Here is a 25,730-nt window from a genome sequence, read left to right as displayed (position 1 = left end):
TGACAGCCGGATGCGGTTTTATTAATGTCTTTACCCCGGCATATCTTTAACCACAGTATTATCTGGTTGGTACTTCCTATTGTGGTCGTATTGGCGATGTACGTCAGTATCGGCCGCTACTTCTTTCCGTTGCTGGAAAACTATCGTGATGATCTGGTGTTGTGGGCCAATGATCAGTTAGCGATCAATCTAAAGATCGATCAGCTTGATGGCCAGTGGAATGATTTTGACCCCTATATACGCCTGGACCAGATCGAAGTCTACGCCCCTCAGGCAGAGCCCGGAGAGGGCGTTAAGCCGGCGATAGAAGTGCGAAACTTCAGTCTTGAGCTGGATAGTTTCAGCTCATTCCGTTATCAGTTTCCTGTTATCCGGCAAGCCTCTATTCAGGGGGTAACTCTGCGTCTTACTCAAGGTGATGATTCCTCCTGGTCTTTGAATGGCTGGGGCCTGTCGGGTGCGGCAGCCGATGAAAACAATCAGGCTGCTGATGCTACGCGCCGAGGGCGACAAACGATCCGTGAAGATGTTGCTCCTATTGCCCGGTTACTTCAGTTTCTTCTCCGGCAGCAGCATCTGAAGATGGAGCATGTCTGGCTGGACCTGACTGATCGCTATGGTCGGGAGTACAGGGCATACAGTCGTCGTCTGGAAGTCTATGAGGTGGATGGTCGTCAGCGCCTGCAAGGGCAGTTGCAGTTAGACCCCAGTTCACCGCAGCAGGTCGCTTTTATTATGGAAGTCAGTGGTGATCCTTTTGATAAGGAATCCCTGACGGTGGATTTTTATCTGCAGGCGGATTCTCAATCACTGAGCTCCTGGTTGGAGAAAGTGGCCCATGTATTACCTTTTGAATTGCCTGAGTTAAGTGGTGGTATTGAACTCTGGGGGAGCTGGAAGGAGGGGCGCTTACAAAGCTTAAAGGGTGATCTCAAAGATGCCTCGCTTAAACTGACCTTACCTGATCAGCCGGAAGTCCGGGTTTCAGATCTTAACTCAACCCTTTTCTGGCAGCAGGATCAAGGGGGCTGGGAGCTGATTGCTGATCAACTGGCATTCAGTCTTCAGGAGCGTACGTTTTCGCTTGAGCAGGTAACCGCAGAGGCCTCGCAAAATAACTGGCAGGTACAGGTATCTAATCTGGAGCTGAGTAAACTCAGCGATACCTTGCTTGAATGGCCAGGGCTGCCCGATATGGCTCGAGATGCTCTGGTTCGGTTGAAGCCAAAGGGAGTGCTTCGCAATACCACGGTGACCCAGTCTGAAGATAAGGAATTTCTTCTGCAGACTCAGCTTGATTCTGTCGATGTGGATGCCTTCTACGGTGCTCCTGTGCTGCGTAATGTTAATGGTTATGTCGAGAGTAGTGCCGAGGCCGGCTTTATCCGCTTCCATTCTGATGAGTTCTTTATGGGATACCCGGAGCTTTATAGTGGTGGCTGGTGGTTTGATAACGCTTTGGGCGAAGTGCACTGGGTGATTGGCGATGCCCTCAGAGTTTATGGTATCGATTTACAGCTTAAACAGGGTGACAGTGATGTTGCCGGTGAGTTTGATCTTCACAGTCGGCCTGGCGAAGACGATTACTTTTATCTTAACGTGGGTCTAACCGCCGCTGAAGAAGCATTTGGCCTGCAGCTGGTACCGGATCGGGTTGTTGCTGAATCACTAAACGACTGGTTAAACAGCAGCATCAAACAGGCCCATGTGTCTCAAGGCGGTTTTGTTTTTGACGGTACTCTGAATCTTGGAGCGCAATCGCCCCCCCGCGAGATTGCCAGCCTGCTTCTGTTAGATGTGAAAGACAGTACGTTGAAGTTTCTTCCTGACTGGCCTCAGGCTGAAGCTGTAGACGCTCAGGTTCGTTTGGATGGTACGGACCTGGATGTTGCTCTTAACTCCGGACGCTATCTCTCTAATGAGGGGATTAAGGGGGAGGTGACGCTGCGTGACGATGGAATCGGTAATGTCGTTGGACTGAATCTTTCAGGCTCTGTTTTTCCTGAATGGGGCTGGCAGATTTTTACGGAAACCCCACTGGAAGATTTAGTGCCTGAATCTTTGCATGATTGGCAATTATCCGGAAAGCCATTATTGGTTGAAACTGATCTCCGTTTTCCGGTTGATGGCCGTAAAGGCAAAGGGCAGGTTTCTGTTTTGACCGATGCCAATCAGCTTTTGATTCCTGAGCTGTCGTCTCCGCTGAAACACATTCAGGCCAAGGTTATTTACGATACTGAAAAAGGCCTGTTAGTTGATAAAGGACAGGCAGAATTTCTCGGAGGAGAAGCTGATTTTGCAGTCCGAACTGATATAACCCGCGGGGCTGTGATTGTTTCCGGTTCCGGTGTTGCAGAAACCACCGATATTAACCGTTGGCAGCCAATGCCTTTTTCTTCCTGGGTTACAGGTCAGCTCAATTATGAATTCAGCGTTGATCTGGACCGGATAAGCCGGTTGCATTTACGCTCTGATTTGGATGGGGTTTCAGTCAGTCTTCCTTATCCCGTGGGTAAAGCCGCTGATACCAAGAAGCCCCTGATGGTAGAAATGAGCTTTGCCCCCTCGGCTAACCGCTTCTCGGTTGCTTATGATTCGCGTCAATCTGAAGGTTTTCTGTTGAGCCACGGGATCTGGGGGGGAGATGCTAAGGATTATGGTGTTGGCGTTTGGTATAGCAATGCCACCGTGAACGCGAAAGCTCTGCCAGAGCCCACTGGCAGGACGGACCTGTACATTGACGAATCGGTGTTTGATCTTGAGCCTTGGGTGGCCTTCGCGGAGCAGGAATATGCTCGTCAGGCATTAACCGCTTCTGTGAGTAGTTCCGCGACGACTTCAGGGCAGGCCAGTACCGCCAATAAGGCTTCTGATAGCTCCAGTATACGGCTCCATGTGGCAACAGATGCTCTGGTGTATAAAGAGTTTCAGCTTGATGACCTGACAATTGATGCAGAATCTTCTGGTGGCGGTGGGCAGTTAAGTGTCGTAAGCCAACAACTTGAAGGAGTGGTTTCGCTTTCCTCCGAGTTGCTGAGTTTCGATATGAAGCGGATCTTTCTAAAGGCGGCCCCGTCAGGGGCGCGTGCAACTGCACCACTTGGTAAAAAAGAGCGCAACGAAATTTTTGAGCAGATATTCACGCCTGCTTGGCCGGATTTTGATGTGAGTGTTGATGATTTTTCGATACGGGGTATCCGTGGGCAGAAACTGGATGCGAGCTATCGGTCAAGTGAGTCATCTCGGCAGGTGAATCTTAAGAACTTATCCCAGGGTACTGTCGATTTCTCAGGAACTTTGGATTGGCTCGTGGATGATGTGGACGATAACGTTAAGGCTCAGACATCGGTCATTCTTAACATCGGTGGTCAGAATCTTGCGGATGTTCAAAAAGCTTTCGATATTCCTGTTGCGGTAACAAGTAGTCGATCGGACTCTTCAATTCGGGTGAATTGGCAAGGGATGCCCCATGATGTTCGATCTGAGACGCTGAGTGGGCAGGTGAATATTGATCTTGAAAAAGGTTCTTTTGAGCAAGTGCAATCGGTACCCGCTTTAAAACTGCTCTCGCTTTTGAATTTTGAATCGCTGGTCAGACGACTACAGCTGGATTTTTCTGACCTGTCTGGCAAAGGGTTGTCCTACGATAAAGTAACCGGCAGGGTAGAGCTGAAAGATGGGGTTGGTCAGATTAAAGAGCCAATCCGTGTCTCAGGAACATCAACCAAGTTTGAAATGACAGGCGAATTGGATTTCGTCGATGAAAAGTTTGATCAGGAGATGGTGGTAACCTTGCCCGTGGGTGAGACCTTACCCTTTGCCGCTATTTTAGCCGGCGCCCCTCAGGTAGGTGGGACCATCTACATCATTCAGAAGGTGTTTGGTAATCTGTTTGATAAGTTCACACAGGCGACCTATACGATTCAGGGTGATTGGGATAAACCTCAAATTGAGTTGAAGCGGGTCTTCTGATCTGCTCTGAGAGAGAATATATGATTGAACAGGTTTCCCGGGAGTTACTGCTTCCCGGTCAGGTAGATCTAAGTCAGCTGGATCATTTTCTGGCAGAGGCTATGGGCCCCGGTATCGACTTTGCAGATCTCTACTTTCAGCAGTCGATGAGTGAGAGCTGGGTTCTGGAAGAGGGCATTGTAAAAGATGCGGGATACAGTGCTGACCGCGGGGTTGGTGTCCGATCAATCTCCGGTGAGAAAACAGGCTTCTCTTACAGTGGCGATATTAGTGCTCTGGCGATTTCACAGGCAGCAGAAGCCGCGCGAAGTATTGTTCGTCAGGGTAAATCCGGAAAAGTGGAAGCCTTGGACAGGGTCGCTTTTAAGCCTCTATATGCTCAGGATAATCCGATCCTGGCGCTGAGCTCAGAAGAGAAGCTGGCAATTCTTCAGCAGGCAGACACAATTGCCCGAGAGACTGACTCAAGAGTTAAAGAAGTGACCGCCTCATTATCTGCTAATTTTGAGCAGGTACTCGTGGTAGCCAGTGATGGCACCCTGGCAGCAGATATACGTCCTTTGGTTCGGGTTAATGTCAGTGTCATTGCTGAGCAGAACGGCCGCAGAGAGCGTGGCTCAGCAGGTGCTGGTGGCCGCTATAGTCTTAAGGCACTGATGGATAAATCGCTGGCTGAATCTGTGGCAAAAGAAGCGGTTCGTCAGGCGTTGGTCAATCTGGAGGCCGTAGATGCCCCCGCAGGCAATATGCCGGTGGTTCTTGGGGCCGGGTGGCCCGGTGTTCTGCTGCATGAAGCTGTGGGCCACGGCCTGGAAGGTGATTTCAACCGTAAGGGGTCTTCTGCATTCTCCGGTCGGATCGGCGAGCAGGTCGCTTCCTCGCTCTGCACCATTGTTGATGACGGCACTCTGGCAGATCGACGGGGCTCTCTCTCTGTTGATGACGAAGGAACACCAACGCAAAACACGACATTAATCGAAAATGGTCGTCTTGTAGGCTACATGCAGGACAAGATGAATGCCCGCTTGATGAATCAGTCGGTAACGGGTAATGGTCGTCGTGAGTCATTTGCGCATCTGCCTATGCCCCGTATGACCAACACTTATATGTTGCCTGGTGAGCATAACCCTGAAGAGCTGATCGCCAGTGTGAAAAAAGGGGTTTACGCCGTTAACTTTGGCGGAGGTCAGGTTGATATTACGTCCGGTAAATTTGTCTTTTCAGCCAGTGAGGCTTATCTGATTGAAAACGGTAAGGTGACGGCTCCCATTAAAGGAGCAACTCTGATCGGTAATGGTCCGGAAACGATGCAGAAAGTTTCTATGGTGGGCAATGATCTGAAACTGGATGATGGTGTGGGTGTGTGCGGTAAAGATGGCCAGAGTGTCCCTGTGGGAGTTGGTCAGCCGTCTTTGAAGATTGATGAATTAACGGTTGGTGGTACCGGTCAGTGAGAGACTGGCAAGAGGGTTTGAAGTCAGCAGGCCATGGGCCTGCTGAGGTTCGGTCGTGTCAATGGCGACTCAAAGTCCGTAAATATCCCGCAGACTGCGGAAAATCTTACGGGCAGCGGCAGGTGGTTTACCATTCTTCAGCTCTTTCTGAGCGGTACGGATCAGCTGGCGCATCATTTGACGATCTGTATCCGGTTTCTCTGCGATTAGCGCATTCAGCGCATCGTCGCCCTCTGCAATCAGACGGTCACGCCAATGTTCCAGCATATGGAACTGACGATTGTAAGCCTCGCTTGTGGTATCAAACAGGGCGATTTTTTCAGCAATTGCTTCGGTATCTTCGCGCCGCATTATTTTACCCACGTACTGCAGGTGGCGGCGTTGGGCCTCGTGGGAGCGGATACGGCGAGACTCATCAATGGCTGCAAGCATCTCATCGGAAAGAGGGAGTTGTTTTATCTGCTCTGCATTCAGAGACAGAATTTTCGCACCCATCTCCTGCAGCGCTTTCATCTCCCTTTTTATCTGGGTTTTGCTGGGGCCTTCTTCGAACTCTTCGTAGCCTTCTTGGATCTCGTCAGTCATCTTCTTCACTTGTGCAGTTGTTACTTGCGGCAAGTTTAACACAGAACCCCTTTAAGGCCGATGCGGGTTCCGCATCCGTATCTGGCTCATGAGTAATTTGAATTTTTTATCTAACGAATCACAGGAGTATCTGCAATGAATCAGGTGCCATCCTCACAATCCAAGGCAGCACTCAGTGAGCAGATGCAGGCTTGGAAAGAACAGTTGCCCCGTTGTGCTGAACAGGTCCTTGGCCTGGCCCAGCAGAAAGGAGCCACCAGTGCTGAGCTTTCGATAGGAGCCAGCCGGGGACTATCCGTGAACGCTCGTATGGGGGAAGTGGAAACCGTCGAGTTTAATCAGGATCAGAGTCTGTCCCTGACGCTCTATAAAGGTCAGAGAAAAGGGCATGTTTCCGTAACTGACCTGACTGATAATGCTCTGGAACAGGCCGTTGAGATGGCGCTGGCTTTTGCTGAGCATACTGCAGAAGATCCTTTTGCGGGATTGGCGTCAGCTGAGTTGATGGCTACGTCCTGGCAGGATCCTGAGCTCTATTACCCTAAGCCTTTCGATGTTGACCAGTTGGTTGATCTGTCTCTGGCCTGCGAGTCGGTTGGCAGACAAGATAGCAGGATTACGAACTCTGATGGTGCGGGTTTCCATGCCGGTGAGCGTACTACGCTGTATGCCAATAGCCATGGCTTCCAGGGGCAATTATGGGGGACAAATTACTCCGCCAGTTGTGTTCTGATTGCTGGTGAAGGCGATCAGATGCAGCGTGATTACTGGTACGACAGTCAGCGCCAGTGGGATCTTTTAAGTGCTCCTGAGGTGATTGGTCAAAAGGCTGCTGAACGGACCCTGATGCGACTTAATCCGCAGAAGATCTCAACCCGTAAGGTTCCCGTACTGTTTGCTGCTGAGATCGCGTCGGGTTTGCTGGGCCATCTTATGGGAGCAATAAGCGGTGGTAGTCTGTACCGCAATGCGTCTTTCCTGAAAGATCGGCTGGGCGAGCAGCTGTTCCCTGAATTCGTTTCGGTCTTTGAACAACCTCATCTGAAAGGTGGGGTTGCCAGTGCACCTTACGATCAGGAAGGTGTTGCAACCCGGGATAATGTTTTTGTTGCTGATGGTGTTCTGCAGCAGTATATGCTGGGATCATACTCTGCCCGTAAGCTGGGGCTGGAAACCACAGCAAATGCTGGTGGAGCCCGCAACCTCAGAATCTCCTCTACCGGTGAAAGTTATGAACAGATGCTCAATAAGCTGGGTACCGGTCTTTTAGTGACGGAACTGATGGGGCAGGGGGTCAATATGGTCACGGGCGATTATTCCCGGGGAGCTGCAGGTTTTTGGGTCGAGAATGGAGTGATTCAATACCCGGTCCATGAGATCACTATCGCGGGGAATTTGCAGGATATGTTCAGCAATATCGTTGCAGTCGGCTCCGATGTTGATACCCGGGGCAATACTCAGACCGGTTCGGTTCTGATTGAACAGATGTCGGTAGCGGGTGCCTAGTCTAATAAGGGTTGTTAAATCCTTTGCCCGCTGAATCCTCGTTATTAACAGAAAGGCCGGATAGCTAGCTATCCGGCCTTTCTGTTTTGGACGCCAAGTCCGGCGAAGCTGTTTACAGGTAAAAGACTGTTGCCAATCCCAGAAAGGCCATGAAACCAATCACATCGGTCACTGTGGTAAGCAGAACGCTACCGGCCAACGCCGGATCGATTTTCATCCATTTCAATGCCAATGGCAAAGCAGCCCCGGCAAGTACGGCGACCAGGAGGTTGATAATAATCGCAGAGCCGATAATGAAGCCCAGGGTCAGGTCATCAAACCAGAGAATAGCGACACCTGCGACAACCAGAGCCCAGATGGTGCCGTTAATCAGGCCGACAATAAACTCTCGGTTAAGCAGCCAAGGGGTATTACTGGAGGATATGTGCCCAAGTGCCATACCGCGAATAACAACGGTGAGTGTTTGGCTTCCGGCAATACCTCCCATGCTGGCGACGATCGGCATTAAGACGGCTAGTGCGACAACTTTCTCGATGGTGGCATCAAAAAGTCCGATAACAGCTGAAGCCAGAAATGCAGTGAGCAGGTTAATTCCTAGCCATACAGCCCGGCGTTTGGCAGTGATCATAATCGGGGAGAAGGTATCTTCGTCTTCATCCAGACCGGCCATGCTCATCAGGGAGTGGTCGGCATCTTCCCGGATAACGTCAACCACGTCATCAATGGTAATACGACCCAATAGTGTGCCTTCATCATCAACAACCGGAGCGGAAATAAGGTCAAATTTCTCAAACAGGTTGGCAACATCGCTATCGTGCATGTCAGCAGGAATCACGATGGTATCGGTGTCCATCACTTCACGAACGGTAATGGAGGGGTCGGCTACCAGAAGGCGGATAATAGGCAAGGTGCCGATAAAATGATCACCCCGGCTTACCACGAGAACCGAGTCGGTTGAATCCGGCAGGGATTCGTGGCGACGAAGATAACGCATGACAACGTCAAGGCTGATGTCAGGACGGACCGTGATGGTATCCGTATTCATCAGGCCACCAGCGGTATCCTCCGGGTAGGAGAGTACAGCTTCAACCCGATGCCGATCCTGAGCATCCATTGAAACGAGTACTTCCTGAATCAGCGTGTCCGGCAGTTGCTGCAGAAGGTCGGCAATATCATCCGTATCCAGGCCTTCGGTTGCTGTCAGGAACTCTTCCGGATTCATCCGTTTCAGATAGATCGCCTGAATATCATCCACAAGATGCTGAAGAACATCACCCTGAAACTCAGGTTCGATCAGATTCCAGAGGACATCTCGTTCTTTCGGAGGGGATGATTCAAGCAGGTGCGCGACATCCTGAGCCGGTAAACCACGGTTCAGCATTCGGCGTACTTGCGCAAATGAGCCTGAGTCCATCGCGTTGGTCAGACGTTCAAGCATTGGAGGAATATCCTGATTTTCGCTGGCCATAGGTTACCGTGTCGATGAAAGAGTTCGCGTTAAGAAAGATGATTGGGTTAAAACGTTTTCCGGTTTGATACCTGATTGGCTAATCCTTTGATATTAACTGTATTTTTATAGTCGGCCAAATTTCAGCAGATTTAAGCAAGCGATTAGGATCAGGCTTCGTCACCAAAACCATTTTCAAACAGCTCAAAAACAGCCTTTCTGACTTCTTCCACCAGTGCTTCATCAGCGTCTACCTGGACAGAGAACTCCGTGCCTTGAGGCGAACTCATCATCATCAGAGCCATCATATTTCTGCAGTCCGCAGAGCGTCCTGATTCTTTGTGGTGGAGCTGGATTCTGGCAGCATCAAAGTCTGTCGCCAGCTGAAGTAGCTTGGAGGCTGGCCGCAGATGGAAGCCTTTGCTATTACTTACCGTTACTGTGAACTCAGGCATAGCTTTATCCTAGTCTTTGTTTGCCAGACTAAGGTCCCGATGTCTGACCAGAGTTTGAGGGTGCTGATGCTTAAACTTGTCGGTCAGCTGTTCCGCAACGAATACTGACCTGTGCTGTCCACCAGTACAACCGATTCCTACGGTAATATAGCTGCGGCTACTGGCGATAATGCTGGGGAGCCACTTTTCAAGAAAGCCGGCGACATCCGATACCATGGCCCGGACGCTGAAATCCTGTTCCAGAAAATCAATAACGGGCTGATCGAGTCCGGTATAGACCCTAAGATGTGTTTCCCAGTATGGGTTAGGCAGGCAGCGGACATCAAAGATAAAGTCACAGTCTTTTGGTATCCCGCGCTTAAAACCGAAGGACTGAAACTGTATGGCGACATTGGTTTTGGATTCAGAGTTTTCCAGCTGCTGAGTGATGATCTCACGAAGGTCATAGATACTCAGGTTACTGGTATCGACTCTGAGGTCTGCTTGTTCAGCGATCTGCTCAAGAAGATTGCCTTCTTTTATGAGCGCTTCGGCAAGAGATACTTTTTCAGAGGACAAAGGATGCTTGCGCCGGGTGGCATTGAAACGGTCAATCAGGGTGCCATCATCCGAATCCAAGTAGATGATACGTGCATCATAGCCCTGAGATTTCAGCTTTTCGAAGTGAGGCTGAACACCGGATGGGTCGGTGACGATATTGCGGGCATCAATGCTGACTGCAACCAGATTATTGGAGCCAGGAAGATTATCCGGAAGCTGGCTGAGTAAGCCGATGGGAAGGTTATCAATGGCAAAGTAGCCCAGATCTTCGAGCACATGGAGTGCAATACTTTTACCGGAACCGGATCGTCCACTAATAATAACCAGTTTCATCTCACATCCCTTTTACGCGTGGTTCAGTCAATTCTTGTTAATGCTTTTCTGAATGGGCTGCAGTTTATCAACCGTTTAAGTGTAAACGGATCAGGCCCGAATAAGAGGTTAGCGAAAGATAAGGTCATCGGTATTACAAAAGATACAGAAGACCTTATCAGTATGCTATTTGTGCCCGGATGGATTACTTCGGTAGCAGATAAAGGCTTTAGCTCTGAGTCCAGAGTTCGTACAGCCCCTCGGAACCCACCGCTTCGCGAAGCTGTCGACAGAAATCGGGGTCAGAGAATTTCTCTGCCAGACCGGATAACAACTGAAGATGGTCGTCGGTTGCCTCCTCTGGAACCAGCAGAATAAACAAAAGATCAACAGGTCGTCCATCGATAGAGTCGAAGTCAACCTTATCTTTCAGGCGAATAAAGGTTCCTATACTTTCCGAGCAGTTTTTAACCCTGCAATGTGGAATGGCAATGCCTTCACCAACACCAGTACTTCCCAGTCGTTCCCGTGCAATGAGGCTATCGAAAACCTCGGTGCTTTCAAGAGTGGGAATCTGCTGAGAGATAAACTTGCTGAAGAACTCTAGGAGACGCTTTTTGCTGCCTCCGGGAACCCCGTCAAGGGTTCTCGGAGGAGTCAGAACTGAATTGAGTAACATGGATATCAGTTATGCTCAATAATTAGCGGGCTGCCGCACCCTGTTTACGGGCTTGGGCCTTTTCTTTGTGTTTGATCAGCTGGCGATCGATTTTATCCGTCAGCATATCAATAGATGCATACATATCTTCAGCTTCTGCGGTGGCATGCAGATCTGCGCCGGCTACGTGCAGAGTTGCTTCAGCAATCTGACGCTCTTTTTCCAGCTTGAGAACAACCTGTACGTTAGTGATGTTATCAACGTGACGCTCAAGACGCTCAAACTTGGTAGAAACGTACTCTTGCAGAGCTTCAGTTAATTCCAGGTGTTGACCGGTAATATTCAATTGCATAAATAGCTCCTTATTATTCGCGGTCTTGCAATTTTGATTGTATCGTTTTTCAGGTATTTGCAAAGCGTTTTTTCTAAATTGATTTTAAATCAATTTCTTACGTTCGTTCGACGGGGGGATATTCATCGCTTCGCGGTACTTGGCGACGGTCCGTCTGGCGACCTTAATTCCCTGCTCAGCCAACATATTGGCCAACTTACTGTCGCTGAAAGGTTTCCTCGGTGGTTCATCGGCAATCATTTTCTTAATCATAGCCCGAATTGCGGTCGAGGATGCTTCACCACCTGCGGTAGTACCGACATGACTGGAGAAAAAGTACTTAAGTTCAAAAATACCCCGGGGGGTATGGATATATTTCTGCGTCGTTACCCGGGAGATGGTGGATTCATGCATGCCGATGGCATCTGCAATGTCATGCAGGACCAGTGGTTTCATGCCTTCTTCACCAATTTCAAGAAATGCCTGCTGGCGCTTCACAATCTCAATGCCAACCTTGAGTAATGTCTCGTTGCGGCTATGAAGACTCTTCAGGAACCAGCGTGCTTCCTGAAGCTGGTTTTTCATAAAGGTGTTATCCCGGCTGTTGTCGGCCCGCTTGATCAGACCAGAATAAGCACCATGAATACGAATTTTGGGGGCTATATCCGGGTTCAGGTCGACTTTCCAGTGATCCTCTTCACGGGTAACAAAAAGATCCGGTGCAATGTACTCAGCATGTTCTGTCGAAATAGAAGACCCAGGTTTAGGGTTCAGGCTACGGATCAGCTCAATGATATCCTGAAGCTCAGGTTCTTTAACTCTCAGACGACGCATAAGCTGTGCGAAATCACGACTACCCAGAAGGTCGAGATGCAGGGTGATCAGTTTACGGGTTTTTTCCAGCAGGAAGGCGTTAGCATCCAGAGGCTCCAGCTGAACGAGCAGGCACTCCTGCAGGTCTTTAACGGCACAACCAATCGGATCAAGGTGCTGAATATATCCCTGAACGGCCTGAACGTCCTCTATCTCAAGCTCGTATTCTTTATTCTGGAACTCAGGTCGGCTTTGCAGGCCTTCATAGATCTCTTCGATCGGGGACGAGAGGTAGCCATCAGGATCAATACTGTCGATGATCGCTTCTGCGATCAGCCGATCGCATTCCGGCAGGCCTGACAGGTTTAATTGCCAGAGCAGATGGTCCTGCAGCGTTTCTGTGATGATGCCGCGCTGCTCAAGATAGGAACCGTCATCATCACTTGGGGCTGATGATTGAGTATAGAGGCTTTCCTGATAGACATCATCCCAGCCACTGTCCACTGGTAGGTCTTCAGGGATCGAATCCTGCCAGCTGTCTTCCGCTGTTGCGGTATAGTTTTCCAGCTCAGCATCCTGACTTTCATTACTGCTGGCAGATTCACTTTCGGATTTGCTCTGGTCCTCTTTGTTGCTCTCGGAATCTGAGTTTGCTTCAGTGGCATCATTTGCTGAATTAAACTCGTCTTCAAGCTCCAGCATAGGATTAGATTCAAGGGCTTCCTGAATCTCCTGCTGTAAATCGAGAGTCGATAGCTGCAACAGGCGTATCGCCTGCTGCAGTTGAGGTGTCATGGTCAGACTCTGACCAATTTTAAGCTGTAAGGCCGGTTTCATAGATTACGGCTTATTCCCAAAGTGGTTATAACTTGAACTCATGGCCGAGATAGACATCCCGTACCTGCTGGTTGTCCATGATGTTGGCGGCATCGCCTTCAGCGATAATCTGCCCTGCACTGACGATATAGGCTTTTTCACAGATATCCAAGGTTTCCCGGACATTGTGATCCGTGATCAGTACTCCGATATTTCGCGCTTTCAGCTGGCGAATGATCGACTTAATTTCGTTCACTGAAATAGGGTCAACCCCGGCAAAAGGCTCATCAAGCAGAATAAAAGAGGGCTCAGTCGCCAGTGCTCGGGCAATTTCAACACGGCGGCGTTCACCACCGGAAAGACTCATACCCAGGCTTTTCCTGATGTGTGTAATGCTGAACTCATTTAACAGGCGTTCGAGGTGTTCTTTACGCTCTTTTTTACTGAGCTCTTTGCGGGTCTCAAGAATGCCCAGAATATTGTCTTCAACCGATAGCTTGCGGAAAATAGAGGCTTCCTGTGGCAGGTAGCCCACACCTTTCTGAGCTCTGCCGTGCATTGGCAGCGGTGTAATATCTTCGTCATCCAGAGTCACGTAGCCCGCATCAGAGCGAACCAATCCGACGATCATGTAGAAGGATGTTGTTTTTCCGGCACCATTCGGTCCCAACAGACCTACAACCTGTCCCTGATTGACCTCAAGACTGATATCTTTAACAACCTGTCGTTTTTTGTAGGTTTTGGCAAGGTGTCCCGCCTTTAGGGTTTTCATTTCTGCTCCTTACCATTGTTCGGGAACAAAATGATTTTTACCCGGCCATCATCGGACGGAGCATCCTTATTATTGTCTTGCCCCCAGGCCTGAATGCGCTTGGTTTGCAGATGGTAGCGAATACGCTCACCGCTGAATTGGTCCTTGCCGTTTTCAAGTTCAGCCTGCCGGGTCAGTTCAACCTCCTGAAGAGCAGCTTGGTAGACGATAGACATTGCATAGGCATGTACAACGGGATCTTCAGGTTTGGGTTGTTGTTGCAGGTGAACCCGGTTGTCTTTGCCCTCGGCAATGATTTTGTCTATTTCACCGTCAGCCTTACGATAGACGGTGACTTTGTGGGCGTCCACTTTAAGACTGCCCTGTTCAATCTCGACATTACCGGTATAGATAGCAATTCCCTGATCCGGAGTAAACTCGGCACTGTTGGCAAGTACGCTGATCGGTTGATCGGTATCGCTTTCAAGGGCCTGTGCTGGTTGAGATAACAGGAAGCCTGACAGTAGAGCCGTTACACAAAAAAGACCGAATTTCCGCAAACCCAACAGCATAGTGATACTCATTGGCATTATCTTATTCCTGCTTTAGTGAAGCTGCGTCATCAGACTCTTGCTGACCACCTTTTGGGGCATTCAGTTGCGGCGCTTGCAAAGGCTCTGTACGAGTCTGATAGCGTCCCTGAACCTGGCTCTTTAGTTCAATTCTGTTGGTGGTCATATCTGCAAAAAGGCCGACTGAGCGAGTATCCCCTTCAGGGATGCTGATAAGTACAGGTTGCTCTGTCGAAACCTGATCTTTGTCCAAATCAATGTTCAATTGCTCAGTAGTTAGTTTGAGCCGGACATCCGGTTTACCTGAGTCGCTGACGTCATTTTTTATCATCTGCCAGACTATAACATTTTGATTTAATTGGAAATGACTGCCGTCACCTTCAACCAGGCCGCTGTTCGCAACCGCCAGCCATTGAGGTAAACCATCAGGGGTATAAGTGGTGATCTGAGGTTTGTCCAGAGCGGTTAATTCGGTGTCCGGATAATGCAGCAGGCGTTCCGATTTCAGTGAACGGTTTAGGTTGCCATTGATATCATATTCCAGAAAGTGGCTGTTGACGGTGTAGTAGTCAGGCTCGGACTGGCTGTCGGGTATATCGGAAAAAAGGTCAAAGGACTGCGGGCGCTGAACATCCAGAAAGTGCACCGCAAGACCTAATATCCCCAGACCTATAAGGCTAATAAAGCGCTTTTTAAGTCGGCTTCCAAACAACATGATTTAGCAGCCCAAAAGGTAGTGGTCTATGGCATCCTGCAAGGTGCCCTGGGCTTGCATAATAAAGTCGCAGACCTCCCTTACCGCTCCCTCGCCACCTTTTCGGTTCGTGCACATATCTGCATATTGCATCATATATTCAGGTGCATTAGGGACTGTAATGCCCAAGCCAGCAGTTCTAATCGCCGATAGGTCGGGCAGATCATCACCACAGTAGGCGATTTGTGACCAGGATAGTTGCTTGCTTTCCTGAATACTCTTCAGGGCAACTAACTTGTCTTCGCGGCCCTGAAACAGTGTTTTTATGCCCAGAGCCTGAGCGCGCTGTTCAACCATCTTGGAGCGTCGGCCCGTGATAATGGCAACTTCTACACCGCTCGCCTGAAGCATTTTGATGCCATGGCCATCGAGACTATTAAACGCCTTACTCTCGCTGCCATCGGCATGAAAGTACAGGCTGCCATCCGTGAGCACACCATCCACGTCCAGAGCCAGCAGGCGGACAGAACGGGCTTTGTCTTTTGGTGTGTCGGTATAAGACATAAAAAAACTCCAGAATTTGACTTTAATCCCGCTTGATCGGGGAAAAGTAATGGCTTTTAGCCTGAGAATACTTAAGCAGTTAAATGACCCCTGCACGAAGCAGATCATGCATATTGAGCGCTCCAACAGGGTGATTACTTTGGTTGGTCACCAACAAGGCATTAATCTTCTTCTGTTGCATCACTTCAACGGCTTCTGCAGCAAGCTGATCGGCTGAAACGGTGATCGGCGCTGACGTCATTACATCATCTACCAAAACCGTACGGATATCTAAACCTTGGTCTAGCGTTCGGCGAAGATCACCATCGGTATAGATCCCCAAAAGTGTTCCTGTTGCAGAGACAATCCCTGCCATTCCGAGGCCTTTTTGAGTGATTTCCAGTAGTACGGCCTTCAAGGCTGTACCCGAATTTACCAACGGCAGACGGTCGCCAGAGTGCATGATATCAGAGACTTTAAGCAACAAGCGGCGACCAAGGCTACCGCCCGGATGGGAAAAGGCAAAGTCTTCAGCACTGAAGCCGCGGGCTTCGAGAAGTGCAATGGCCAGCGCATCACCGATAACCAGGGCGGCCGTTGTACTGGAGGTTGGTGCCAGATCGAGAGGGCAGGCCTCCTGTTGAATATCGATCAGCAGGTGGGCATCAGAGAATTTCGCCAGAGTGGAGCTTTTGGAACCCGTAATACTGATCAGTGGAATTGCCTGTCGTTTCAGTAGTGGCAGTAGGGTCGTAACCTCGGAAGTTTCTCCGGAGTTAGAGAGTGCGATAACGACATCACCACGGGTGATCATTCCCAGATCTCCGTGACTGGCTTCTCCGGGGTGAACAAAAAAAGCCGGTGTGCCTGTGGAGGCTAGTGTTGCCGCAATTTTATTACCGATATGACCGGATTTCCCCATGCCGGTGACAACCACTCGCCCTTTGCAATTCAGCATGAGTTCACAACCTCGGCTGAAATTTTCATCCAGATGGGCTGCTTGGGCGGTTACCGCTTCTGCTTCCAGTTTGATCGTGCGCTTGGCGGAGGCAAGATAATCGCGCATTGATGACTCCATCAGACAGTGGCCAGATAAATGAAATAGAGATAGCTAATGTAAATCAGGCCAAGAAGGCCACCCTCGATACGGTTGAGCTTGCCTTTCTTGCGCATAATGATGATAAGGGCGGCTACTAGGAAGGTCAGGCTCGTCATTGTGAGATAATCACGACTCATCACCTCCGGTTCAATGACTACGGTGGCGAAAAAGCCCGGTACGGGGAGTACGGCCAGCAGGTTAAAGATATTTGAACCTACGACGTTACCCAGAGCAATCTCATGGTGGCGTTTTAAAGCACTTGCTACGCTGGCAGCCAATTCCGGCAAGCTGGTACCGATGGCGACAATCGTCAGTCCGATGATGACGTCGCTGATGCCAAAAGATGTTGCGATATTAACCGCACCCCAAACCAACATACGGGAGCTTCCGATCAGAATGGCAAGGCCCAGAAGCAGCCAGAAAATCGCTTTGCCCTGTGGCATATCAGGAATCTCTTCTTCCTGATCGGCCATGGCTTCTGAGTCCCCTTTGAAGAGCCAAAGCAGACTGATTACAAGAGCTGTAACAAGAATCAGGGAGTCGGTCATACTGATCTGACCGTCCAGCATAATAGCGCCAGCCAGCAAGGTGATTCCCAGTAGCAAAGGGATCTCTTTGCGCATCAGTTTCATATTGATTGGCAAAGGAGCGATCAGGGCGGTAACGCCCAGAACCAGGCCAATATTAGCAATGTTGGAGCCCAATGCATTACCCACCGCCAGCCCGGGATTTCCGCCGATTGCGGCAATCGCTGAAACGAGAATTTCAGGGGCCGATGTCCCGATAGAGACAATAGTCATTCCGATAAGCATGGGAGACATACCAAAATTGCGGGCAGTGGCTGCCGCACCGGCAATAAAACGATCAGCACTCCAGACCAGCAGGCCTAAGCCAATGATCAGAGCAGCAATAGAAAAAGGAATAGTATCGGGAATCATAAGGCCTGTTTAAATCTGTTGAAGGTCGGGTGGCAATTAAAGAAGTTACAGAGAGTGAATGCAAGTCTGAAAATGTGAATTTACCGTATATGACATTGTTTGATGAGGAGCTACTGGAATCGACAAAGCGATCAATTAGTCTTGGCTGATTAATATGAAAGCTGTATTTTTGCTTCCTCTACGGTAAAGTTCCAGCCTTCTTAGGATCGAATAATTTGCACAGGGTTCCCTCTACATTATGACTGATGCCGATAACCTGGTTGAAATCAAATCTATGGCCTTCTTTCGGGAGAAGCGTGCGATTTTTTCCGACCTGAGCCTGCGTATTCCCAAGGGTAAAATTACGGCCATTATGGGTCCCAGTGGGACGGGAAAAACGACACTGTTACGCCTGATTGGTGGGCAGTTGAAGCCTGATCAGGGAGATGTTGCTGTTGATGGGTTGTCGGTTCCCAGATTGAGTCGTAAACAGCTTTTTGAGCTGAGGCAACGCATGGGTATGTTGTTTCAGAGTGGCGCACTGTTTTCAGAACTGAATGTCTTCGAAAATGTTGCCTTTCCTCTTCGGGTCCATACCAAACTGCCGGAAGATATGATTCGTGATCTGGTCCTGATTAAGCTTGAATCCGTCGGATTGCGTGGTGCCCGTGATCTGATGCCTTCTGAGCTCTCTGGTGGGATGGGCCGTCGGGTTGCACTGGCCAGAGCGATTGCGCTTGATCCTGAGCTGATGATGTACGATGAACCTTTTGTTGGTCAGGACCCTATCACTCTGGGCGTTCTGGTTAAACTGATTCGCCAACTGAATGATGCCCTTAATATGACCACAGTGCTGGTATCTCATGATATTGATGAGTGTCTGAGTATTGCAGACCATGTGTGTGTTCTTAGCGGTGGAAAAGTTTTGGTGCAGGGGACTCCGGAGCAGATTCTTCAGAGTGATGAAGCAGAGGTGAAGCAGTTTATTCAGGGCTTGCCGGATGGCCCGGTTCCCTTTCGTTATCCGGCAAATGACTTTGCAGAAGATATTCTTTTTGCCGGAAAAGATGGAGTTGCAGGTTAATGTTAGACTGGTTGCAACAGATAGGCGACAGAGTGCTTTCTATCGTCGCAGGTTTGGGCCGCTCAGCGCAGCTTTTGTTTGCTGCTTTAATGGGCTTGGGCTATGTGTTGAAAAATTTCCGGCTTCTGGTTAAGCAGGTTTATGTCACTGGTGTTCTGTCCATTGCTATTATCGGTGTCTCCGGCCTATTTATAGGAATGGTTTTAGGGCTGCAAGGCTACTCTATTCTGGTTGATTTTGGTGCTGAAGATGCTTTGGGGCAGATGGTTGCCCTAACCTTACTACGAGAGTTGAGTCCCGTCGTCGCTGCCCTTCTTTTTGCCGGACGGGCGGGCTCAGCTTTGACCGCTGAAATTGGGCTAATGAAGGCTACTGAGCAGCTTGCCAGCATGGAAATGATAGGTGTTGATCCCGTTAAGCGGGTTATCGCCCCGCGCCTTTATGCCGGTATCATTGCGTTGCCGTTGCTGTGTATTCTGTTCAGTTTGATTGGTGTCTGGGGTGGAATGTTGGTTGGCGTGGAATGGCTTGGGGTTTTTGATGGTTCCTACTGGGGCAATATGCAGGCATCTGTCAGCTTTACCCATGATGTTATGAATGGGGTGATTAAAAGTATCGCTTTTGCCTTTGTGGTGACCTGGATTGCCGTTTTTCAGGGGTATGACCTGGAGCCTACTTCAGAAGGGATCAGTCGCGCGACCACCAAGACAGTTGTGCATGGTTCCCTTGCGGTTTTGGGGCTGGATTTCGTTTTGACAGCGTTAATGTTTGGGGATTTTTAATATGACAACTCGTTGGATCGAGATCACGGTTGGCAGTTTTGTAATTGCCGGAGCATTGGCTTTGTTGTTACTGGCATTTAAAGTGAGCGGGCTGGATCTTAATAGCAATGAAAAAGACAGCTACACCGTTTATGCGCATTTTAATAACATCGGAGGCCTTAAGCCCCGGGCTAAAGTGACTATGGCCGGCGTGACGATCGGTAGGGTCTCCTCCGTTGAGATTGATCCTCAGTGGTACGACGCCAAAGTGACTATGCGTATCGACAACAGTATGCAGGGTAAGTTATCGGCAGATACCACAGCGATGATTCTGACCTCAGGCCTTCTGGGCGAAAATTATATCGGTCTGGTGGTTGGTGCTGAGGAGGATATGCTGTCTGATGGCGGTGAAATCCGGGATACGCAACCGGCATTGGTTCTGGAAGATCTGATTGGTAAGTTCCTTTCCAGCATGGGTAAGGAATAGGCTGACAGGTGCGATAACTGAATTTGGGCTAATTGAGATGAATGGCATAACGTCAATGGAAGCAAAGGTTATCATCATGAGAAAAAAGCGATCGCTTTTTAGTTTGATCACTCTGTTTTTTTTATCATTCAGTTTGTCTCTGCCTGCCTTGTCTGCAGAAGAAACGCCCAAAGAGGTGGTTACCCGAACTGCGAATGAGTTATTGGGTATCATCGAAGAAGCACGGGGTTACTACGATGAGGACCCTCAGCGTTTCTATGACAATGTAGAAGGCATTCTTGAGCCGGCGGTTGATATGCGTCGTTTTGCGGCCGGAGTCATGGCCAAGTATTACCGGGTTGCGACTAATGACCAGCGTCGTCGTTTTCTTGAAGTTTTCAAAGGCAGCATGATCCGCACGTATGCGAAAGGCCTGCTGGCATTCTCAAATGAAGAGATACGGGTTTTGGATCCCAAAGCACCGTCCCGGGATCCTGACCGGGATACTGTGGAGATGGAGGTCATTGCCGTTGATGGCACGGTGTACCCTATCATCTACTCCATGCGTAAAGGGAAAGATAACCAGTGGCGCATTACCAATGTCACGGTTAATGGCATTAACTTAGGCCTGACCTTCCGCAATCAGTTTGACAGTGCGATGCAGGCACACAACCGCGATTTTGATTATGTCATTGAGAACTGGCTCAAAAGTGAGTCTGCGTCGGTGATCGCTGATGATTCTGTTCAAAAATCAGAGGAATAAATAAATTGTCTGCTGATATTACTGCTTCAGAACCAGGAAGGTTACAGGTGCGTGGCGATCTTAATTTCTCCACCATACTGCCGCTTCGCCGCAAAGGTGAGCAATTGATTGTTCAGGGACCTGACGTGATTGAAGTGGATTTTTCTGGGGTGCACGCTTCCGGTAGTGCAGCCGTTTCTCTGATGATGTGCTGGCTCAGGGAAGCTTGTCGCTCAGATAAATCGATACACTTCTCAGGTGTTCCAGACCTGCTTGAACGGATTATTGCGGTTTCTGGCCTTTCCGGCCATCTTTCCTTCGAACGCCCTCATCACTGCTGCGAATAAAACTTAACGAATTGATAAGGGGCAAAAATCGCCTTTTGCCCTTATTTCTAATAATATTGTCCCCTTAGCTTTAGCAAGCGTGTTTTATTACCCGAGTGTGGCTTCTGTTACAGGCAACACTTAACTCAAACGCGGAGACAAAAATGCAAGCCAGCGAATTGCAAAACATTTTAGAAAGCAAACTGACTGATTGCGAAGTAATGGTTCAGGGTGATGATGGTCGTCATTTTGAAATTATTGTTGTTGGTGAGGTGTTTGCCTCTCTGACTGCCGTTAAAAAGCAGCAATATGTATACTCCGGTCTGAATGACCTGATTGCGTCCGGCGACGTTCACGCGGTACAGATTCGCACGTTTACGCCTGATCAATGGAAAGATGCCGCTCAACTCCGCGTAGGCTAATCGCACATTTAATTATTACGGATCGCAGATGGATAAACTACTTATTACCGGAGGTCGCCCACTGGATGGCGATATCCGTATTTCCGGCGCAAAAAACTCAGCATTACCTATTTTGGCGGCAACCCTGTTAGCAGAAGGGCCGGTTCGTATTGGTAACCTGCCTCACCTGCATGACATCACAACCATGATCGAGCTATTAAGCTGCATGGGTATTGAACCGGTTGTCGATGAAAAGATGCGTATTGAGGTGGATGCCCGAACGATCCGCAATTGTCACGCTCCCTATGATCTCGTGCGTACTATGCGCGCTTCCATTCTGGTGTTGGGACCCTTGCTGGCTCACTTTGGCGAAGCTCAGGTATCGCTGCCCGGTGGTTGTGCCATTGGTAGTCGTCCGGTGGATCTTCATATTCGTGGTCTTGAAGCCATGGGCGCCGAGATTCTGGTTGAAGATGGTTATATCAAAGCCAAGGTTAATGGTCGCCTGAAAGGTGCTAATATCCTGTTTGATACGGTAACGGTAACCGGTACAGAAAATATCCTGATGGCGGCCTGCCTTGCCGAAGGCACCAGTGTTATTGAAAACGCTGCTCGTGAGCCTGAAGTCACCGACCTGGCTGAATGCCTGATCGCCATGGGGGCAAACATCAAAGGTCTTGGTACTGACCGACTGGTAGTAGAAGGTGTTGAGAAGCTGCACGGTTGTCAGCATGATGTTGTGGCTGACCGTATTGAAACCGGTACTTATCTGGTTGCTGCGGCAGCATCCCGTGGTCGTATTCTGGTTAAAGATACCCGTGCCGATATTCAGGATGCAGTTCTTCTGAAGCTTCAGGAGGCCGGTGCGCATATCTCCACCGGTGAAGGTTTTATCGAGCTGGACATGAAAGGCAATCGCCCTAAAGCGGTTAACCTGCGTACAGCGCCATATCCTGCTTTCCCAACCGATATGCAGGCACAGTTTGTTGCGATGAATGCTGTCGCCGAAGGCACCTCAAGTGTCACCGAAACCATCTTCGAGAACCGCTATATGCACGTTCAGGAAATGTTGCGTATGGGTGCCAAAATCGATGTTCAGGGTAATACCGCGATTATTCAGGGTGTTGAACGCCTGAAAGGTGCCCCGGTAATGGCAACGGATTTACGGGCATCGGCCAGCTTGGTTATTGCTGGTCTGGTGGCTGACGGGGATACTCTGGTTGATCGTATCTATCATATCGACCGTGGCTATGAGTGCATTGAAGAAAAGATGCAACTTTTAGGTGCTAAGATCCGTCGAATCCCAGGCTAACAGGTTTTATTTGTTACTATGAGTCAATCGCAAGAACCGCAACAACTGATTATCGCTCTGTCAAAAGGGCGAATTCTGGATGAAACTCTGCCGCTGTTTGAGCAGGCAGGAATATATCCGCTGGAAGATGTTCGCAAAAGTCGTAAGCTGATTTTTGATACCAATCTGGATCACGTTAAACTCATCATTATCCGTGCTACCGATGTGCCGACGTATGTTGAACTGGGTGCTGCCGATATGGGTGTATCCGGTAAGGATGTGCTGATGGAACATGGTGCGAAAGGTATTTATGAGCCGTTGGATCTGAACATTGCCCGTTGCCGTCTGATGACGGCAGGCATGAAAGGGCAGGAACGCCCTGATGGCCGAATCCGTGTAGCAACCAAGTTTGTTAATGTTGCCAAGCGCTATTATGCGGAGCAGGGCGTTCAGGTTGATCTGATCAAGCTGTATGGCGGTATGGAGCTGGCTCCGATTATGGATCTGGCGGATGAGATTGTTGATATCGTTGATACCGGTAATACGCTGAAGGCGAATGGTCTGGAAGCCCGTGAAGATATCGCCCATATCAGTACACGTTTAGTGGTCAGCCAGGGTGCCATGAAAATGAAGCATCAGCTGATTCAGCCGATTATTGAGCAGCTGCGTTCTGCAGTAAGCTAATAAGACGCAAGCGAGACAACTGACGCTAGGTCGTTTCGCTTTCTGTCCGGAGGTAACTTTCATCCTCCGGTCACTTTTCCTTTAGTCTCTTTTTGGAACCGGAAAATCCCTATGTCTTCGAACGTTTCTGTAAAACGACTTGTTTCTTCTCAAGCTGACTTTTCTCAACAGCTTGATACTCTGCTTGCCTGGGAATCTGTATCAGATACCGCGGTTAACCAAGCGGTTACCGATATTCTGCATCAGGTTAAAAGCCATGGCGATAAAGCGGTTATGGAGTTTACAGAGCGCTTCGACCATTTGCATGTGGATGAATTCTCCCAGCTGGAAATGAGCAAAGAGCGTTTGCAGGAAGCTCTTGATGGACTGCCTGCAGATCAGCGTTCAGCCCTTGAACAGGCCGCAGAGCGCGTTCGTCGCTATCACGAAAAGCAGGCTCAGGGTTCCTGGGAATATACGGAAGAAGATGGCACCCTGCTGGGCCAGCAGGTAATGCCAATGGACCGCGTAGGTGTCTACGTTCCGGGCGGTAAAGCGTCCTACCCATCTTCTGTTCTGATGAATGTGATTCCTGCTAAAGTTGCCGGTGTTGATGAAATCATTATGGTTGTACCGACACCCCGTGGTGAGCTGAACGAACTGGTTCTGGCTGCTGCATGCATTTCGGGCGTAGATCGAGTCTTTACGATCGGTGGTGCTCAGGCGGTTGCGGCATTGGCATACGGTACAGAGACTGTTCCTCGTGTTGATAAGATCGTTGGTCCGGGCAACATCTTTGTCGCGACTGCTAAGCGCATGGTGTTTGGTGCCGTGGGTATTGATATGATTGCTGGGCCATCAGAGATTCTGGTGGTTTGCGATGGTAAAACCGATCCGGACTGGATTGCTATGGACCTTTTCTCTCAGGCTGAGCACGATGAAGATGCCCAGCCAATACTACTGAGTTGGGATAAAAGTTTTATCGATCAGGTGGAAGCCAGTATTCAGAAACTGATGCCAACTATGGAGCGTGAGCCGATTATTCGTGTTTCAATGGCAGAGCGCGCCGCCCTTGTTCAGGTTAAAGATCTGGATGAAGCGATCGAAGTGGCGAACCGTATTGCCCCTGAACACCTTGAGCTTTCTATAGAAGATCCTCAGGCGGTTGTGGGTAAAATTCGCCATGCTGGCGCTATTTTTATGGGGCGTTACACCGCTGAAGCGCTGGGTGACTACTGTGCTGGCCCGAATCACGTATTACCGACCTCAGGCACAGCACGTTTCTCATCGCCACTGGGTGTATACGATTTCCAGAAGCGTTCATCGCTGATTATGTGCTCAGCTGAGGGTGCCTCTGAAATGGGTAAGACCGCATCGGTACTGGCGCGGGGCGAAAGTCTTACAGCTCATGCCCGTTCAGCGGAATATCGCATTAAAGATTAAGCAAGACAGCACTTAAACAGAAAACCGGCCCTGATAAAGGTGCCGGTTTTTTTGTGTCTGACATTTGGCCGTGTCGTCGATTAACTCTGTGACAGCTCGCTTTCTGATGACACTTCGTTTGTTGATCTTAGCTTTGCTTTCGGTGGATTGGCGATGAGACCTCCGGAAATGACCAATACCAGTGCTGTCAGCAGTATCAGGCTCCAGTCACTGATACCTGCGATGACCAGGCTGAATGCTGTGATTAAAGGGGCTGCAAAACTGGATATGGCCAGCAAAGATCGGTTTCCGTGTTTCATACCCGCATCCCACAAGTAAAAAGCACCGCCTACGGGGCCTAAACCCAGCAGTAAAGCGCCTAGGACTTCTGTTTGCGTGAATGGTAAGTAGGTCTTCTCCAAGAGCAAGTGTGCGGTTAGGGATAGCGCGGCAACTGCCAGGGAAAGCCAGCCAATATCGTCAGCACTGCCGCCGTTCTTTGCCAGAGACCAAGAATAAAATGACCAGATCAGAGCGCAGCAAATCGCAAGGGCATAGCCCGTGAGATACTGAGGTGAGATGACAGAGGCAGCTGCACCGGTCTGGTTTTGTGTGATCACCAGACTCACACCAATAAAGCCTGTCATACCTCCCAGTAATGCTCTTTTTCTCTGCCCGGGAGTTGCCACCAACACTGTCAGCAGAAGAGGCCAAAGATAAACGATCAGGCTGACTTGCATGGCAGGCGCAAATTTAAGAGCCATAAAGTAGCAGAAATGAAAACCGAATAAACCTGATATGCCAGTAAGCCATTGATTAACAGTCATATCGGGGCCTTTAAGCACAGGGCGTTTTTGCAATATCCGATTAAGAAACATCAGAGTTGCTGAAATTGAAAAGCAGATGAAAAGTAACTGGAAAGCAGGTACCCGAGTTGTCAGGCTTCCCAGAAGAGCTAATCCACCCCATAACGTAATCGCTGACAACCCTAAAAAAGTAGGCATATCTTCTTCCTGTTGAATAGTTACTGAGATTTGAATGAACACTATTCTAGTGGGATGAAGGTAAAAAAATGTGCTGAAAAGCCGCTGTGATGTTTCGGGAATCTG

Annotated in this window: 26 protein-coding genes; 12 read left to right on the top strand and 14 right to left on the bottom strand. The window is 49.4% G+C overall.

Going from position 1 to position 25,730, the window contains the following annotated elements; translation table 11 throughout:
• Positions 1–24 precede the first annotated feature (24 nt).
• Both AC4GL5_RS06730 and tldD read left to right on the top strand, forming a co-directional pair.
• On the top strand, positions 25–3,972 hold the full coding sequence (locus tag AC4GL5_RS06730) for a YhdP family protein (RefSeq protein ID WP_490382026.1): 3,948 nt from the start codon (positions 25–27) through the stop codon (positions 3,970–3,972).
• A 20-nt stretch (positions 3,973–3,992) separates the two neighbouring features.
• Positions 3,993–5,426, top strand: coding sequence for a metalloprotease TldD (gene tldD / locus AC4GL5_RS06725; RefSeq protein ID WP_490382025.1), 1,434 nt, complete (start codon positions 3,993–3,995; stop codon positions 5,424–5,426).
• Between the two features lie 69 nt (positions 5,427–5,495).
• Here tldD and yjgA read toward each other — a convergent pair whose 3' ends face one another.
• Positions 5,496–6,011: a ribosome biogenesis factor YjgA gene (gene yjgA, locus AC4GL5_RS06720; protein WP_490382024.1), complete on the bottom strand. Its 516-nt coding sequence runs from the start codon at positions 6,009–6,011 to the stop codon at positions 5,496–5,498.
• 135 nt (positions 6,012–6,146) lie between these two features.
• Between yjgA and pmbA the strand changes: the two genes are divergently transcribed.
• A complete protein-coding gene (pmbA, locus tag AC4GL5_RS06715; protein WP_490382023.1) occupies positions 6,147–7,517 on the top strand; it encodes a metalloprotease PmbA in 1,371 nt (456 codons plus the stop codon).
• Positions 7,518–7,629: 112 nt separating this feature from the next.
• On the opposite strand, the gene mgtE is transcribed toward pmbA, so the two are convergent.
• The 12 genes from mgtE to AC4GL5_RS06655 form a co-directional block, all read right to left on the bottom strand.
• Positions 7,630–8,985 carry a magnesium transporter gene (gene mgtE, locus AC4GL5_RS06710; RefSeq protein WP_490382022.1) on the bottom strand — a complete coding sequence of 452 codons (1,356 nt, stop codon included), beginning with the start codon at positions 8,983–8,985 and terminating at the stop codon, positions 7,630–7,632.
• Between the two features lie 149 nt (positions 8,986–9,134).
• Entirely contained in the window at positions 9,135–9,419 is a 285-nt protein-coding gene (locus AC4GL5_RS06705; protein WP_490382021.1) for an HPr family phosphocarrier protein, read from the bottom strand.
• A 9-nt stretch (positions 9,420–9,428) separates the two neighbouring features.
• Entirely contained in the window at positions 9,429–10,292 is an 864-nt protein-coding gene (gene rapZ, locus AC4GL5_RS06700) for an RNase adapter RapZ (protein ID WP_490382020.1), read from the bottom strand.
• Positions 10,293–10,500: 208 nt separating this feature from the next.
• Positions 10,501–10,950 (bottom strand): PTS IIA-like nitrogen regulatory protein PtsN, encoded by a 450-nt coding sequence (gene ptsN, locus AC4GL5_RS06695; RefSeq protein ID WP_490382019.1) that lies wholly within the window; start codon positions 10,948–10,950, stop codon positions 10,501–10,503.
• Between the two features lie 22 nt (positions 10,951–10,972).
• Complete coding sequence (hpf, locus tag AC4GL5_RS06690; protein ID WP_086481276.1) at positions 10,973–11,281, bottom strand: ribosome hibernation promoting factor; 309 nt, start codon at positions 11,279–11,281, stop codon at positions 10,973–10,975.
• Positions 11,282–11,365: 84 nt separating this feature from the next.
• Complete coding sequence (locus tag AC4GL5_RS06685; protein WP_490382018.1) at positions 11,366–12,910, bottom strand: RNA polymerase factor sigma-54; 1,545 nt, start codon at positions 12,908–12,910, stop codon at positions 11,366–11,368.
• Positions 12,911–12,935: 25 nt separating this feature from the next.
• Positions 12,936–13,661 (bottom strand): LPS export ABC transporter ATP-binding protein, encoded by a 726-nt coding sequence (gene lptB / locus AC4GL5_RS06680; RefSeq protein ID WP_490382017.1) that lies wholly within the window; start codon positions 13,659–13,661, stop codon positions 12,936–12,938.
• On the bottom strand, positions 13,658–14,230 hold the full coding sequence (gene lptA, locus AC4GL5_RS06675) for a lipopolysaccharide transport periplasmic protein LptA (RefSeq protein ID WP_490382016.1): 573 nt from the start codon (positions 14,228–14,230) through the stop codon (positions 13,658–13,660). The genes lptB and lptA overlap by 4 nt, the downstream gene beginning before the upstream one ends.
• A 4-nt stretch (positions 14,231–14,234) precedes the next feature.
• Entirely contained in the window at positions 14,235–14,927 is a 693-nt protein-coding gene (gene lptC, locus AC4GL5_RS06670; RefSeq protein ID WP_490382015.1) for an LPS export ABC transporter periplasmic protein LptC, read from the bottom strand.
• A gap of 3 nt (positions 14,928–14,930) precedes the next feature.
• Entirely contained in the window at positions 14,931–15,470 is a 540-nt protein-coding gene (locus AC4GL5_RS06665; RefSeq protein ID WP_490382014.1) for a KdsC family phosphatase, read from the bottom strand.
• Positions 15,471–15,549: 79 nt separating this feature from the next.
• Entirely contained in the window at positions 15,550–16,515 is a 966-nt protein-coding gene (locus AC4GL5_RS06660; protein ID WP_490382013.1) for a KpsF/GutQ family sugar-phosphate isomerase, read from the bottom strand.
• 11 nt (positions 16,516–16,526) lie between these two features.
• Positions 16,527–17,486 (bottom strand): calcium/sodium antiporter, encoded by a 960-nt coding sequence (locus AC4GL5_RS06655; protein ID WP_490382012.1) that lies wholly within the window; start codon positions 17,484–17,486, stop codon positions 16,527–16,529.
• Between the two features lie 238 nt (positions 17,487–17,724).
• On the opposite strand from AC4GL5_RS06655, the gene AC4GL5_RS06650 reads away from it, so the two are divergent.
• From AC4GL5_RS06650 to hisD, 9 genes are all read left to right on the top strand, one after another.
• Complete coding sequence (locus AC4GL5_RS06650; RefSeq protein WP_490382011.1) at positions 17,725–18,549, top strand: ATP-binding cassette domain-containing protein; 825 nt, start codon at positions 17,725–17,727, stop codon at positions 18,547–18,549.
• Complete coding sequence (mlaE, locus tag AC4GL5_RS06645; RefSeq protein ID WP_490382010.1) at positions 18,549–19,331, top strand: lipid asymmetry maintenance ABC transporter permease subunit MlaE; 783 nt, start codon at positions 18,549–18,551, stop codon at positions 19,329–19,331. The genes AC4GL5_RS06650 and mlaE overlap by 1 nt, the downstream gene beginning before the upstream one ends.
• Position 19,332: 1 nt before the next feature.
• Positions 19,333–19,797 (top strand): outer membrane lipid asymmetry maintenance protein MlaD, encoded by a 465-nt coding sequence (gene mlaD / locus AC4GL5_RS06640; protein WP_490382009.1) that lies wholly within the window; start codon positions 19,333–19,335, stop codon positions 19,795–19,797.
• Positions 19,798–19,873: 76 nt separating this feature from the next.
• Positions 19,874–20,539 carry an MlaC/ttg2D family ABC transporter substrate-binding protein gene (locus tag AC4GL5_RS06635; protein WP_490382008.1) on the top strand — a complete coding sequence of 222 codons (666 nt, stop codon included), beginning with the start codon at positions 19,874–19,876 and terminating at the stop codon, positions 20,537–20,539.
• Between the two features lie 5 nt (positions 20,540–20,544).
• On the top strand, positions 20,545–20,865 hold the full coding sequence (locus tag AC4GL5_RS06630; RefSeq protein ID WP_490382007.1) for an STAS domain-containing protein: 321 nt from the start codon (positions 20,545–20,547) through the stop codon (positions 20,863–20,865).
• 143 nt (positions 20,866–21,008) lie between these two features.
• On the top strand, positions 21,009–21,266 hold the full coding sequence (locus AC4GL5_RS06625) for a BolA family protein (protein WP_490382006.1): 258 nt from the start codon (positions 21,009–21,011) through the stop codon (positions 21,264–21,266).
• A 28-nt stretch (positions 21,267–21,294) separates the two neighbouring features.
• On the top strand, positions 21,295–22,557 hold the full coding sequence (murA, locus tag AC4GL5_RS06620) for a UDP-N-acetylglucosamine 1-carboxyvinyltransferase (protein WP_490382005.1): 1,263 nt from the start codon (positions 21,295–21,297) through the stop codon (positions 22,555–22,557).
• An 18-nt stretch (positions 22,558–22,575) separates the two neighbouring features.
• Positions 22,576–23,220, top strand: a complete 645-nt coding sequence (gene hisG / locus AC4GL5_RS06615; protein ID WP_490382004.1) for an ATP phosphoribosyltransferase — start codon at positions 22,576–22,578, stop codon at positions 23,218–23,220.
• A 111-nt stretch (positions 23,221–23,331) separates the two neighbouring features.
• Positions 23,332–24,642, top strand: coding sequence for a histidinol dehydrogenase (gene hisD / locus AC4GL5_RS06610; RefSeq protein WP_490382003.1), 1,311 nt, complete (start codon positions 23,332–23,334; stop codon positions 24,640–24,642).
• 80 nt (positions 24,643–24,722) lie between these two features.
• Here hisD and AC4GL5_RS06605 read toward each other — a convergent pair whose 3' ends face one another.
• The gene (locus AC4GL5_RS06605; protein WP_490382002.1) at positions 24,723–25,625 is read right to left on the bottom strand and encodes a DMT family transporter; all 903 of its coding nucleotides are present in this window, start codon (positions 25,623–25,625) and stop codon (positions 24,723–24,725) included.
• Positions 25,626–25,730: the final 105 nt, after the last annotated feature.

The organism is Oceanospirillum sp. (genome assembly GCF_982874595.1).
Note: the sequence above shows the minus strand (reverse complement) of the source record. Positions and strands in the feature narration are given on the sequence as shown.